Consider the following 12,589-nt stretch of genomic DNA (forward strand, 5'->3'; position numbering starts at 1 on the left):
GCGATGGCGCTCGAGCGCTTCACTCGATGGCTCTATCGCAACGGCCGACCGAACATCCTGGCGCGGGCCCTCAACGCCGTGTGGGCGCGTGTCTTCGCGACCGGCCGGACGCCCTGGCCGGTCGCGACCCTGGAGGTCCTGGGCCGCACGTCCGGCAGGCCGGTCAGGCTGCCGGTCGTCGTCGCCGACCTCGACGGCGAGCGGTACCTCGTGTCCATGCTGGGCGAGAACACCAACTGGGTCCGCAACGTCCGCGCTGCCGGCCACCGGGCCGTGCTGCTCCACGGTCGCCGCACGGACGTCCGCCTCGACGAGGTTCCGATTGAGGAGCGCGCGCCGATCATCAAGCGCTACTGCGAGGTCGCCACGAGTGGGCGGGTGCACATCCCCGTCGACCCCCGCGCACCCGTCTCGGAGTTCGAGGAGATCGCGCCCCGCTACCCGGTCTTCCGCGTGGTCCCCCTGAGCTGAGCGGGGGGCGTCGGCATCCGACCGCCGCAGCAGGGGCGACCACGTCGGACCCCTCGGCCCGAGCCTCGTCAGGCGTCGATGGTCGACATGTCGCCGTACCGGTCGCCGACCACGGCGTCGCGCGGGACGGCCTCGTCGAGCCGGGTGAGGTCCTTCTCCTCGAGCGTCACGGCGGCGGCGCCGACGTTCTCCTCGAGGTACGTCACCCGCTTGGTGCCCGGGATCGGCGCCACGTCGTCGCCCTGGGCGAGCACCCAGGCGAGCGCGAGCTGACCGGGGGTCGCGTCCTTCTCGGCCGCGATCTCGCCGATCCGCTCGACCAGCGCCAGGTTGGCGTCGAGCGCGTCACCCTGGAAGCGCGGGAAGTACGCCGACGTGCGGGAGTCGCCGACCTCCAGGTCGGACGACGAGCGGATCCTGCCGGTCAGCAGGCCGCGTCCGAGCGGGGAGTAGGGGACCAGGCCGATCCCGAGCTCGCGCAGCACCGGGAGGATCTCGTCCTCGAGGTCCCGGGTGAACAGGGAGTACTCCGTCTGGAGCGCCGTGATCGGGTGCACGGCGTGCGCACGCCGGATGGTCTCCGGGGAGGCCTCCGAGAGGCCGAGGTGACGGACCTTGCCGGCCTCGACGAGCTCCTTCATCGCGCCGACGGTCTCCTCGATCGGAACGGTCTTGTCGACGCGGTGCTGGTAGTAGAGGTCGATGTGGTCGACGCCGAGCCGCCGCAGCGACGCGTCGGCGGCCTTGCGGACGTAGTCAGGCTTGCCGTTGATGCCGAGCCGCTCGCCGTTCTCGCCGCGCTCGTTGCCGAACTTGGTGGCGAGCTGGACCCCGTCGCGACGGCCGGCGATCGCGCGGCCGACGAGCTTCTCGTTGGTGAACGGGCCGTACATGTCGGCGGTGTCGAGGAAGGTCACACCGAGCTCGAGGGCGCGGTGGATGGTGGCGATCGCGGTCTCCTCGTCGCGGCCGCCGTAGAACTCCGACATGCCCATGCAGCCGAGACCCATCGCCGAGACGGTCAGGGCGTGGTCGCCGGAGCCGAGGGTGCGGGTGCCGACCGGGGCGGGCTGAGCGGTGCTGGTGTCAGTCATGCCCTCCACCGTGCCCCTTCGAGCGCGCTCTAAGTCAACCCGGCCTGGCCGATCTGCTCGAGCCGGTCGACGTAGATCCCGATCTTGCGGTCGATCGCGCCCAGGTGCTCCTGGGTCTGCGCGAGCTGGGCGAGCACCCGCTGCCGGTGGTCGCGCAGCAGGGTGAGCCGCTCGACCTCGTTGCCGTCACCCTCGCGGACCAGTGCGGCGTACCGCCGCACGTCGCGGATCGGCATGCCCGTCGCGCGGAGCCGGGTGATCAGGTCGATCCAGGTGAGGTCCCGGTCGGTGTAGCGGCGGTGGCCGCTGGCCGACCGGCCGACCTCGCGGAGCATCAGTCCGTCGCGCTCGTAGTAGCGGAGGGTGTGCGCGGTCAGCCCGGTCAGCTCGGCGGTCTCGGCGATGGAGTAGGTGCGCGGGGCGGTGTCGACGGAGCTCACCGCACCATCCTCACCCTTGGAGTGCGCTCGAAGTCAAGGTCAGTCGAGCGGTTCGCCCACCGGCAGCGCGAACGACCCCTCGGCGATCTCCTCCGACGCCTCCGTCGTACAGCCGCCCCCGACGTCGCAGGTCATCAGGTCGGCCGGGTAGGGGCCGTCGCCCTCGATGCTCGTGAGGCCGTAGACCATCAGCGTGTCGTCGTCCACCCAGGCGTAGCCGACGGCGTAGGGGTAGGAGCCCAGGCCGGGGGACAGGTCCTCCCCGGTCCGGGTGTCGTGCACCGCGATGAAGTCGTCGTTCTCGGAGGCCAGGTAGCGCCCGTCGGGCGAGAGCACACCGTGGCTCGCCGCCGAGAGGATCCGTGCGTCGGGCTCGATCGTGTCTCCGACAGCCAGCCCCCACGCGTCGCCGCGCTGGACGTAGTAGGCGATCCGCCCGGCCGCCACGTCGACGATGTCCGTGATCGCGGGGTCCGCCTTGGTGGCCGGGTCCTCGAACGGCTCCTGGACCCAGAGGGTGCTCGCCCCACCGCCGCCGAGGTCCTGTCGCACGAACGTGTCGCCCTGCTTCCAGTACGCCGCCGTACCGTCGAGACCCATCACCCGCTCCGTCTCCCAGCGGTTGTCGTCGGGGTCGGCGTCGACCCGGGTGACGACCTCGTCCGCCGCGGTGTCGTAGACGACGTACGCCGGGGACCGGCCGTCCTCCCGCGGCGTCGTCCAGGCGACCAAGGGGCCGCTGTCGTCGGCGACGAGGTAGCCGCCGTCGGCCCGCCCGATCTCGCGGTTGTTGCTGCCGTCGAACAGCCGGACGGTCCCGTCCGGCGAGGTCCACACGAAACCGTCGTCGGTCTGCAGATAGGAGCGCACCGTGCGGCCCATGTCGAACGTCTGCCCGCCCCAGTGGATCGTCGACCCCTGGGCCCAGGACAGCTCGCGTGCCGCGAACGGGTTCGTGGCGGGGGCGAGTGCCGGGTCGTCGCCCAGCAGCCGGGGGACGGCGAGCCCGGTGACGGCCACGGTGGCGGCCACGGCCGCGGCGGCCAGGCCGGCCAGTGTCCGGCCGCGGCGGACTCGTCGGTCGCCCCCGGCGATGATCGCGTCGACGTCGAGCTGCGGTGTGCCGGCGCGCTCGGCGCGCTCGTGCATCACGTCGTTCAGCAGACCGGTCATCGGGTCACCACCAGGGCGTCGAGGGGGAGGGGCTCGGACGTGCTGCCGAGCCGGGTGCGAAGGGTCTTGAGGGCCGTCGAGACCTGGCTCTTGACGGTGCCGACCGCGCAGCCCATGGCCGCGGCGGTCTGTGCCTCGGTGAGGTCCTCGTAGTAGCGGAGCACGACGGCGGCGCGCTGGCGGGCCGGCAGCTGCTGCAGCGCCGCCCACACCCACGCGCGGGTGTCGTTGTCGCCGATGGGGTCGCCGTGGGCGGCGCGGTCGGGGAGTGTCTCGTGCGGCTGCTCGTGCCACGACCGCTTGCGCCGCCACGAGATGGCGGTGGTCGTGATCGCCTTGCGCGTGTAGGCCTCGGCGTTCGCGACCTCGCGCAGCCGCGGCCACGCGACGTACGTCTTGGTCAGCGCCTCCTGGAGCAGGTCCTGGGCCAGCGCGTGCTCGCCGACCATGAGGTAGGCCGTGCGGTGCAGCGCCGCGGACCGTGCCGCGACGAACTCGGCGAAGGCGTCGCGCCGCCCGGCGTCTCGCGCTGGCATCCGTCCCCCTGTTCCCCGGGTCGCCCGTCGACCCGCCTGCACCCTAGACGCGGTGGGACCGCCGAATGGTTCGGACGACGCGGACGATCTCTGTCGCAAGACCGATGTGCGCGGCGCCGTGCTGACCTACCGTCGTCCCCGTGACCGTCACGGCCAGCCCGCGTACCGCCCCCGGAGCCCTCCCGGTGCGGCGGTGGAACGCGCCGCCGCGGCTCGACATCGCGATCGCCGCGGCCTTCGTCGTGCTGACGCTCGCGGAGGCCTTCTACAACGACAGCATCGAGAGCCCGCTCCTGCACGTCCTCGTCGCCGGCGGCGCGATGGCGGCGGTGGCCTGGCGCCGGGTGTTCCCGATCCCGGTCGCCGTGATCGCCGTGGTGGCGAACATCATCATCAACCCCGACTCGCAGTTCTCGACGCTGCTGTGCCTGGTGCTGCTGTCGTACACGATCGGCGTGGAGACCGTCCCGCCGAGGAGCTACGTCGGGCTGCTCATCATCTTCACGCCGTTCATGACCGCGATGATCCTCAAGGGCCTGGTGCCGAGCGACATCGCGGCCGCGTTGGTGTTCCTGATCGGCCCGTGGTCGGTCGGCACCGCCGTACGACAGCGCTCGGCCAAGGCCGCCGAGGCGATCGCCCGCGCCGAGCTGCTCGAGCGCGACCGCGAGCTCGCCGAGGAGCGCGCGGCGGTCGAGGAGCGCACCCGGATCGCCCGCGAGCTGCACGACATCGTGTCGCACTCGATCAGCGTCGTGACCATCCAGACCCAGGCCGTGCGCCGCCGGCTCGGGCCCGACCACGCCGCCGAGGCCGCCGACCTGGCCGCGGTCGAGGCGACCGCCCGGGAGGCGCTGGTCGAGATGCGCCGGCTGTTCGGCGTGCTGCGTGCCGAGGGCGAGGCTGTCTCGCTCACCCCGCAGCCCGGGCTCGACCAGCTCCAGCGCCTCGTCGACCAGGCCCGCACGGACACCCTTGCCGTCGAGCTCGTCGTCGAGGGCGACCCCGTCGACCTGCCGCAGGGCGCCGACCTCACGGCGTACCGGATCGCCCAGGAGGGCCTGACCAACGCGCTCCGGCACGCGCACCCGACCCGCGTCACCGTGCGGGTGGCGTACCGGCCGGACGCGCTCGTGGTGGAGGTCGAGGACGACGGCCAGGGTGTCGCGACCTCGACCGCCGACGGGCACACGCCCGGCCACGGCCTCGTCGGCGTGCGCGAGCGGGTGGCGCTGTACGACGGCACTGTCGACATGTCCCCACGTCCCGGCGGCGGCACGCGGCTGCGCGCCCGGCTCCCGCTGAACCTCTCACCCACCGGCAAGGAGAAGGCATGACCTCGCTCGTGATCGTCGACGACCAGGGCATGGTGCGGGCCGGGTTCCGCTCCCTGCTCGACAGCGAGCCCGACCTGGAGGTCGTGGGGGAGGCGTCCGACGGCGAGCAGGGTGTCTCGGTGGTGCGCCGGCTGCGGCCCGATGTGACGCTCATGGACATCCGGATGCCGGTCCTCGACGGGCTGGCCGCCACCCGGCAGATCGTCGAGGCGGGGCTGCCGACCAAGGTGCTCGTGCTGACCACGTTCGACCTCGACGAGTACGTCTTCGAGGCGCTGCGGGCCGGCGCCTCCGGCTTCCTGCTCAAGGACGCCCCCGCCGAGGAGCTCGCCGCCGCCATCCGCACCGTCGCCGCCGGCGACTCGCTGCTCGCGCCCGGCGTGACGCGGCGCGTGATCGACGCGTTCGTGCGCCGCGCCGCGCCCGCGACGCCCGGCCCGGACGCGCGACTGTCGCTGCTCACGCCGCGCGAGGTCGAGGTGCTCGGGCTGCTCGCCCGCGGCCTGTCGAACCTGGACATCGCCGAGCGGCTGTTCGTCTCCGAGGGGACCACCAAGACGCACGTCAGCAACGTGCTCGCCAAGCTCGGCCTGCGCGACCGCGTCCAGGCGGTGATCTTCGCCTACGAGAACGGCGTCGTGGTCGCCGGCGAGCGCACCGCCGCAGATCCGTCGTACGGCTGACCCGGATCTCTGTCCCGCGCCGGATCCGGTCCAGGCCGCGCGGACCCAGTCTTGGAGTCACCGAGCCACCCGGCTCCGACCGACTCCAGGAGAAGCCATGACCACCGTCCAGACCGCCCCGCCGTCCACGACCACCACCGCGACGACGAGCTCGTCCGCGCTGTCGGCCCGGCGCGCCTTCCTGGTCGCCGCGCCCGTCCTCGCCGGACTGTTCGCCATCGTCGGTGCCTACGCCGATCCCGGCGCCGGCGTGATGGGCCAGGAGATGTGGAAGATCTACGCCGCCAACCCCGACCCGCTCCAGTTCAAGTCACTCGGCTTCCACTGGTCGTACGCGTTCTGGATCGCGCCCGCGCTCCTCATCGCGCCGTACGTCCGCGGCCGCGGCGCCTGGCTCGCCAACGTCACGGCGCTCGTCGGCTTCGTCGGGATGACCACGCTGCCGGGCATGCTGTTCATCGACTGGTACGACTCCGCGCTCGGCGCGATGTACGGCGTCGACGCCGTCCAGGCCGTGCAGGACACGATGATGAACGAGATGTGGGGCCCGCGGGTCTTCCAGCTCCCCGGCCTGGTCGGCTTCATGCTCTCGCTGCCGCTGGTCGCGCTCACCCTGTGGCGGGCCCGGCTGGTGAAGTGGTGGGCGATCGTGCCCGTCGTCGCCGGCATCCTCGCCTTCATGCTGAGCAACGTCATGTGGTGGGGCTGCGCGATCACCACGGTCTGCTTCGCGGTGTTCTCGGTGATCCTCGCCAAGGCCACCCGCCCCTGAACGCCGCGAGAGGCCACTTCCCCACCCGCTTTCGCGGCGTGTCGTGCGGGAAGTGGCCTCTCGCGCTGTCGTGCGTCAGTGGAAAGTCGCGCCGGTGACCTTCTCCGAGATGCCCTCACGATCGAGCAGCATGGTCAGGCCGCCGTTCCAGAACGAGAACCCGGCGCCGGTGATCATCGCCAGGTCGATGTCCTCGGGAGCCGCGACGACGCCCTCGTCGAGCATCCGGCGGGCCTCGTCGGCGAGTGCGGAGAGCGTCCGCTCGCGGACGGCGGCCGGCTCGAGCGCCGTACCGTCGGCCGGCGCGGCGAAGATCTCGGCGACCTCCGGGTCGATGGAGAAGTCCGGCAGGTAGACGCTGGTCTTCCTGGCCGCCACGAGCGCCTGCAGGTTGGGCGAGACGTAGAAGCGGTCGGGGAAGGCACCGTGCAGCGTCTCGTTGTTGTGCAGCGCGATCGCCGGTCCGACCAGCGACAGCAGGAAGAACGGCGGCATCGGCGCGACGCCCGCGAAGGCGCCGTCGGCAACCGCGAGCGGGGTGCCCTCGTCGACGATCTTTCCGACCTCGCCCATGAACCGGCCGAGGAGCCGGTTGACGATGAACGACGGGCTGTCCTTGACCAGGATCGTGGTCTTCTTCAGCGCCTTGCCGGTTGCGAACGCCGTGGCCAGCGTCGCGTCGTCGGTCTGCTCGCCCTTCACGATCTCGAGCAGCGGCATGACCGCGACCGGGTTGAAGAAGTGGAAGCCGACGACCCGCTCGGGGTGCTCGAGGTCGGCCGCCATCTCGGTGATCGACAGGGAGGACGTGTTGGTGGCCAGGACGGCCTCGGGGGAGACCACCTTCTCGACGTCGGCGAAGACCTGCTTCTTGATCTTCATCTCCTCGAACACCGCCTCGACGACGAAGTCGGCGTCCGCGAACACCTCCGCCTTGTCGACCGCGCCGGAGACGAGGGCCTTGAGCCGGTTGGCCTTGTCGGGGCCGACTCGGCCCTTGCCGAGCAGCTTGTCGATCTCGGCGTGCACGTAGCCGACGCCCTTGTCGACGCGCTCCTGGTCCAGGTCGGTGAGGACCACCGGCACCTGGAGCCGACGGGCGAACAGCAGCGCGAGCTGGCTGGCCATCAGGCCGGCGCCGACGATGCCGACCTTCGTCACCGGCCGGGCCAGCGACCTGTCGGGGGCACCGGCCGGACGCTTGGCCCGCTTCTGCACCAGGTCGAACGAGTAGAGCCCGGCCTTCAGCTCCGGCGTCATGACCAGGTCGGCGAGCGCCTCGTCCTCGGCGGCGAAGCCCTCGACCTTGGTGGAGGACTTGGCGGCGGCGATCAGGTCGACGGCGCGGTACGCCGCGGGGGAGGCGCCACCGGTCTTGGAGTCGGCGATGCCCTTGCCCTGGGCGACGGCCGCGTCCCACGCCTCGCCGCGGTCGACCTCGGGCCGCTCGACGGTGACGGCGCCGGTGAGCACCTTCGCCGCCCAGAGCAACGACTGCTCCAGGAAGTCGGCGCCGCCGAGCTCCGCGTCGGCCAGGCCGAGCTCGAAGGCCTGGTGGCCGGTGAGCGTCTTGCCCTGGTTGAGCGGGTTCTCGAGGATGAGCCTGACCGCGGTGTCGGCGCCGACGAGGTTCGGCACCAGCCAGGCACCGCCCCAGCCGGGGATCAGGCCGAGCATGACCTCGGGCAGGCCGAGGGCCGGCGCGCTGTCCTGCACGGTGCGGTAGGTGCAGTTGAGGCCCACCTCGAGGCCACCGCCGAGCGCGAGACCGTTGACGAACCCGAACGTCGGCTTGCCGCCGATCTCCCGGTCGAGCTTGGCGAACACGCCGTGGCCGATGCGCGCGATCATCTTCGCGTCGTCGCGGCTGGTGAGCCCGCCGAGGCCGGAGAGGTCCGCGCCGGCGGCGAGGATGAACGGCTTGCCGGTGACGCCGACCGCGACGACGTCCTCGCGGGCGAGGGCGGCGTCGAGCGCCTCGTTCAGGGAGCGGAGCGACCGGGGGCCGAACGTGTTGGGCCGGGTGTGGTCGTGGCCGTTGTCCAGCGTGACCAGCACCATCGTGCCGGCGCCGAGCGGCAGCGCGACGTCGCGTGCCTTGGCCTCGGTGACCACCTCGGCCTCCGACAGCGCGGAGGCGCGGTCGAGGAGCTCGCGGAGCTCTGCGTCGTCGATGTAGCGGTTGGTCGAGCTTGTCGAGACCATCAGGCCACCTCGTCCTGCGTCGCGGAGTGGTGCGGGTTCTCCCAGATCACGGTGCCGCCCATCCCGATGCCGATGCACATCGTGGTGACGCCGTACCGGATCTCGGGGTGCTCGGCGAACGTCGCGGCGAGCTGGTTCATCAGGCGTACGCCGGACGATGCGAGGGGGTGGCCCATCGCGATCGCGCCGCCGAACGGGTTGACCCGCGGGTCGTCGTCGGCGATGCCGAAGTGCTCGAGGAACGCGAGCACCTGCACGGCGAACGCTTCGTTGACCTCGAACGCGCCGATGTCGTCGATGGTGAGGCCGGCCTGGGAGAGAGCCTTCTCGGTCGCCGGGATCGGGCCGGCGCCCATCACTTCGGGCTCGACACCGGTGAAGGAGTAGGACACCAGCCGCATCTTGACCGGCAGGCCGAGCTCGCGGGCGGTCTCCTCGTCGGCGAGCAGCGCGGCGGTGGCGCCGTCGTTGATGCCGGCCGAGTTGCCGGCGGTGACGCGGCCGTGCGGACGGAACGGCGTCTTCAACGCGGCCAGGTCCTCGACGGTCGTGCCGGGGCGCGGCGGCTCGTCGGTGGTGGCCAGGCCCCAGCCGGCCTCGGCGCTGCGGGTCGCGACCGGGACGAGGTCGGGCTGGATCCTGCCGTCGGCGTACGCCTGCGCGGTCTTCTGCTGCGAGCGCACGGCGTAGGCGTCGGCGCGGTCCTTGGTGATGGTCGGGTAGCGGTCGTGCAGGTTCTCCGCGGTGTTGCCCATCGAGAGCGCCTCGGGGTCGACGATCTTCTCCGCGACGATGCGCGGGTTGGGGTCGACCTGCTCGCCCATCGGGTGCCGGCCCATGTGCTCGACGCCGCCGGCGATGACGACGTCGTACGCACCGAACGCGATGCCCGACGCGGTCGTGGTCACCGCGGTCATGGCGCCAGCGCACATGCGGTCGATGGCGTAGCCGGGGACGCTGCGGGGGAGCCCGGCCAGCAGGGCGGCGGTGCGGCCGATGGTCAGGCCCTGGTCGCCGATCTGGGTGGTGGCCGCGATCGCCACCTCGTCGACGCGCTCCGGCGGCAGGTCGGGGTTGCGCCGCATGAGCTCGCGGATGCACTTGATCACCAGGTCGTCCGCACGCGTCTCGGCGTACTGGCCCTTGGCCTTGCCGAACGGGGTCCGCACCCCGTCGACGAAGACGACCTCTCGCAACTGTCGGGCCACGGGGGCTCCTTGTTGAAGTAGGGGAGTCATCAGACGGCATGATGCTACCCGTCGGTAACAAGAGCCACCACGGTGCCGCCGTGTGGGGCTGGTCACCACCCGAGCGGGTCTGGCGGCCCCGGGGGCGGCGGGCGGAGGATCCGGGCATGGGTCCGCTCGCGGCCGCGCTCGACGCGCTCCCGAAGGTCGAGCTGCACTGCCACCTCGAGGGCACGATGCGCCCGTCGACGCTGGTCGAGCTCGCGGCGCGCAACGGGCTGCGGCTGCCCACGTCGGACCCGACCGAGCTGTACCGCTACGACTCCCTCGACGGGTTCCTGGAGGTCTTCTGGACGGTCCAGTCCGCGCTCGGCGGTCGCGACGACTGGGCTCGGCTGGCCCACGAGAGCCTGCTCGACTCGGCGGCGCACGGCGTCGTGCACACCGAGGCGTTCTTCACCCCAGCCCGGCACCTCGCTGCCGGACAGGACCTCGCGTCGGTCGTCGCGGGGCTCGACGAGGGGCTGGCGGCCGCCGAGGCCGAGACGGGGACGCGCTGCCTGCTGATCTGCGACATGGACCGGGCGTTCGGCCCCGAGGCGGGGCGACAGCTCGTGGAGGAGCTGGTGGCGCTGCGCCGGGCCGGATCGCCGGGCGTCGACCGGGTGGTGGGCGTCGGCATGGACTCGACGGAGCTGGGCATCGACACGCGCACCTACCTCCCGGCGTACGACGTGGCGGGGGCCGCCGGCCTCCGGCTCACCGGCCACCAGGGCGAGAACTCCCCGGCGTCCGCGATCGCGGCCTGCCTCGACGTGCTCGGTCTCGAGCGGATCGACCACGGCGTCCCGGTGCTGGACGACCCGGAGCTGGTCGCCCGGATGGCGGGTGAGCGGGTCCCGATCACGGTGTGCCCGACCTCGAACGTGGTCATCGCCCACGTCGTCGAGCGGCTCGAGGAGCACCCGTACCCGCGCATGCGCGCCGCGGGGCTGCTCGCCACCGTCAACACCGACGACCCGGCCCTCAGCGACCTCGACCTCGGCAAGGAGTACGCCGCGGTGGCGGCCGCGTTCGGGTACGGCTGGGACGACATGGTGCGGATCGCGCTGGACGGTGTGGAGGCCTGCTGGCTCGACGACTCCGACAAGCGCCCGTTGCGGGAGCGGGTGCGGAGCACCGCGGCGCGGCTCGCGCCCGTCGAGGTCTGAGCGGTGTCGCGCACCACCCGGTCGGGGTCTGGTGCGGCGCGGCGGGCCGGGCGGAGACTCGCGGGATGGACCAGACCACCGCGGCCCTGGAACGGGCCCACGAGCTGACCCTCGACTGGCTGGCGACCCTGGACACCCGGCCCGTCCCGCCGCAGGAGTCGATCGAGCGGGTCGTCGGGGCGCTGGGGGACGCGCTGCCCGAGGAGGGGACCGACCCGGCCGAGGTCGTCGACCTGTTGGCCCGGGCGTGCGAGCCGGCGCTCGTCGCCTCGCCCTCGGGGCGCTTCTTCGGCTTCGTCATCGGCGGCACCCACCCCGCCGCCCTCGCGGCCGACTGGCTGGTCAGCGCCTGGGACCAGAACGCCGGCCTGCGCCAGCTCACGCCCGCGCACTCGGCGGTCGAGGACGTCGCGAGCGCGTGGCTGCTCCAGCTGCTCGGGCTGCCGTCGGGGTCGGCCGTCGGGTTCGTGACGGGCGGCACGATGGCGAACTTCACCTGCCTGGCCGCCGGCCGCGACGCGGTGCTGCGCGGGGCCGGCTGGGACGTCGCGACGCAGGGGCTGCACGGCGGACCGCGGGTGCGGGTGCTCGCCGGCGAGGAGCGGCACGACACCGTCGACCTCGCGCTGCGCTACCTCGGGCTGGGCGAACCCGAACCGGTGGCGGCCGACGGCCAGGGGCGGATCGAGGTGCCGGCACTGGCCGCCGCGCTCCGCTCCGGGTCGGGCGAGCCGACGGTCGTCGTACTCCAGGCGGGGAACGTGCACTCGGGCGCCTTCGACAACTTCGAGGATGCCGTCCGGGTCGCGCACGAGCACGGCGCGTGGGTGCACGTCGACGGCGCCTTCGGCCTGTGGGCGGCGGCCTCCCCGATGCACGCCCACTCGCTGTACGGCGTTGACGGCGCCGACTCGTGGGCGACCGACGCGCACAAGACCCTGAACGTGCCGTACGACTGCGGCCTCGCCGTCGTCCGCGACCCGGCGGCGCTGAAGGCGTCGATGGGCATGCGCGGCGACTACCTGATCCACGACGACGCGGGGGAGCCGTTCGACAAGGTGCCCGAGATCTCGCGCCGTGCCCGGGCGATCCCGGTCTGGGCCGTGCTGCGCTCGCTCGGGTCGTCGGGTGTGCGGGAGCTGGTGGAGCGGCTCGCCCGGCACGCGACGGCCTTCGCCGAGGGGCTCGCCGCGATCCCGGGTGTCGAGGTGCTGAACAACGTGGTGTTCACGCAGGTCTGCGCGTCGTTCGGGAGCGACGAGCGGACCGAGGAGGTCGTGCGGCGGATGCTCGCCGACGGCACCGCCTGGACGACCGGCTCGCGCTGGCGCGGTCGGAGCGTGCTGCGGATCTCGGTGAGCAACTGGGCGACCACCGAGCGCGACGTGGAGCGGACGCTTGACGCCGTGCGCCGAGTCGTCGCGGGGTTGGAGGGGCAAGACGCGCCGACTCGAGCTGTGTGAGAGGGCAAGATGCGCCG

General features: G+C 72.6%; 12 protein-coding genes. 6 read left to right on the forward strand and 6 right to left on the reverse strand.

Annotated elements, in window-relative coordinates:
* Positions 1-3 precede the first annotated feature (3 nt).
* Positions 4-471, forward strand: coding sequence for a nitroreductase/quinone reductase family protein (locus tag ETU37_RS12155; RefSeq protein WP_129987589.1), 468 nt, complete (start codon positions 4-6; stop codon positions 469-471).
* A gap of 68 nt (positions 472-539) precedes the next feature.
* Here the strand turns inward: ETU37_RS12155 and ETU37_RS12160 are convergent, their stop codons facing one another.
* Genes ETU37_RS12160 through ETU37_RS12175 form a run of 4 tightly spaced genes read right to left on the reverse strand, consistent with a single transcriptional unit; the run spans position 540 to position 3,714 of the window.
* On the reverse strand, positions 540-1,565 hold the full coding sequence (locus ETU37_RS12160) for an aldo/keto reductase (RefSeq protein ID WP_129987590.1): 1,026 nt from the start codon (positions 1,563-1,565) through the stop codon (positions 540-542).
* Between the two features lie 29 nt (positions 1,566-1,594).
* On the reverse strand, positions 1,595-2,005 hold the full coding sequence (locus tag ETU37_RS12165; RefSeq protein WP_129987591.1) for a MerR family transcriptional regulator: 411 nt from the start codon (positions 2,003-2,005) through the stop codon (positions 1,595-1,597).
* A gap of 39 nt (positions 2,006-2,044) precedes the next feature.
* Complete coding sequence (locus ETU37_RS12170; protein ID WP_129987592.1) at positions 2,045-3,178, reverse strand: hypothetical protein; 1,134 nt, start codon at positions 3,176-3,178, stop codon at positions 2,045-2,047.
* Positions 3,175-3,714 carry a SigE family RNA polymerase sigma factor gene (locus tag ETU37_RS12175; RefSeq protein WP_129987593.1) on the reverse strand — a complete coding sequence of 180 codons (540 nt, stop codon included), beginning with the start codon at positions 3,712-3,714 and terminating at the stop codon, positions 3,175-3,177. Before ETU37_RS12175 ends, ETU37_RS12170 begins: the two co-directional genes overlap by 4 nt.
* A gap of 140 nt (positions 3,715-3,854) precedes the next feature.
* Between ETU37_RS12175 and ETU37_RS12180 the strand changes: the two genes are divergently transcribed.
* The 3 genes from ETU37_RS12180 to ETU37_RS12190 all read left to right on the forward strand — a co-directional run bounded on the left by ETU37_RS12180 (position 3,855) and on the right by ETU37_RS12190 (position 6,506).
* Positions 3,855-5,051, forward strand: a complete 1,197-nt coding sequence (locus ETU37_RS12180; RefSeq protein WP_129987594.1) for a sensor histidine kinase — start codon at positions 3,855-3,857, stop codon at positions 5,049-5,051.
* Positions 5,048-5,734 (forward strand): response regulator, encoded by a 687-nt coding sequence (locus tag ETU37_RS12185; protein ID WP_129987595.1) that lies wholly within the window; start codon positions 5,048-5,050, stop codon positions 5,732-5,734. Before ETU37_RS12180 ends, ETU37_RS12185 begins: the two co-directional genes overlap by 4 nt.
* Before the next feature lie 97 nt (positions 5,735-5,831).
* Positions 5,832-6,506: a hypothetical protein gene (locus ETU37_RS12190; RefSeq protein WP_129987596.1), complete on the forward strand. Its 675-nt coding sequence runs from the start codon at positions 5,832-5,834 to the stop codon at positions 6,504-6,506.
* Positions 6,507-6,581: 75 nt separating this feature from the next.
* Here the strand turns inward: ETU37_RS12190 and ETU37_RS12195 are convergent, their stop codons facing one another.
* Positions 6,582-8,711 carry a 3-hydroxyacyl-CoA dehydrogenase NAD-binding domain-containing protein gene (locus tag ETU37_RS12195; protein ID WP_129987597.1) on the reverse strand — a complete coding sequence of 710 codons (2,130 nt, stop codon included), beginning with the start codon at positions 8,709-8,711 and terminating at the stop codon, positions 6,582-6,584.
* The gene (locus tag ETU37_RS12200; protein ID WP_129987598.1) at positions 8,711-9,919 is read right to left on the reverse strand and encodes a thiolase family protein; all 1,209 of its coding nucleotides are present in this window, start codon (positions 9,917-9,919) and stop codon (positions 8,711-8,713) included. The genes ETU37_RS12195 and ETU37_RS12200 overlap by 1 nt, the downstream gene beginning before the upstream one ends.
* Before the next feature lie 146 nt (positions 9,920-10,065).
* Here ETU37_RS12200 and add point away from each other — a divergent pair, with 146 nt between their 5' ends.
* Both add and ETU37_RS12210 read left to right on the forward strand, forming a co-directional pair.
* Positions 10,066-11,109 carry an adenosine deaminase gene (gene add / locus ETU37_RS12205; RefSeq protein WP_129987599.1) on the forward strand — a complete coding sequence of 348 codons (1,044 nt, stop codon included), beginning with the start codon at positions 10,066-10,068 and terminating at the stop codon, positions 11,107-11,109.
* A gap of 65 nt (positions 11,110-11,174) precedes the next feature.
* Positions 11,175-12,572: a pyridoxal phosphate-dependent decarboxylase family protein gene (locus ETU37_RS12210; RefSeq protein WP_129987600.1), complete on the forward strand. Its 1,398-nt coding sequence runs from the start codon at positions 11,175-11,177 to the stop codon at positions 12,570-12,572.
* Positions 12,573-12,589 lie beyond the last annotated feature (17 nt).

The sequence above is a fragment of the Nocardioides iriomotensis genome (assembly GCF_004168035.1).
GTDB lineage: Bacteria > Actinomycetota > Actinomycetes > Propionibacteriales > Nocardioidaceae > Nocardioides_B > Nocardioides_B iriomotensis.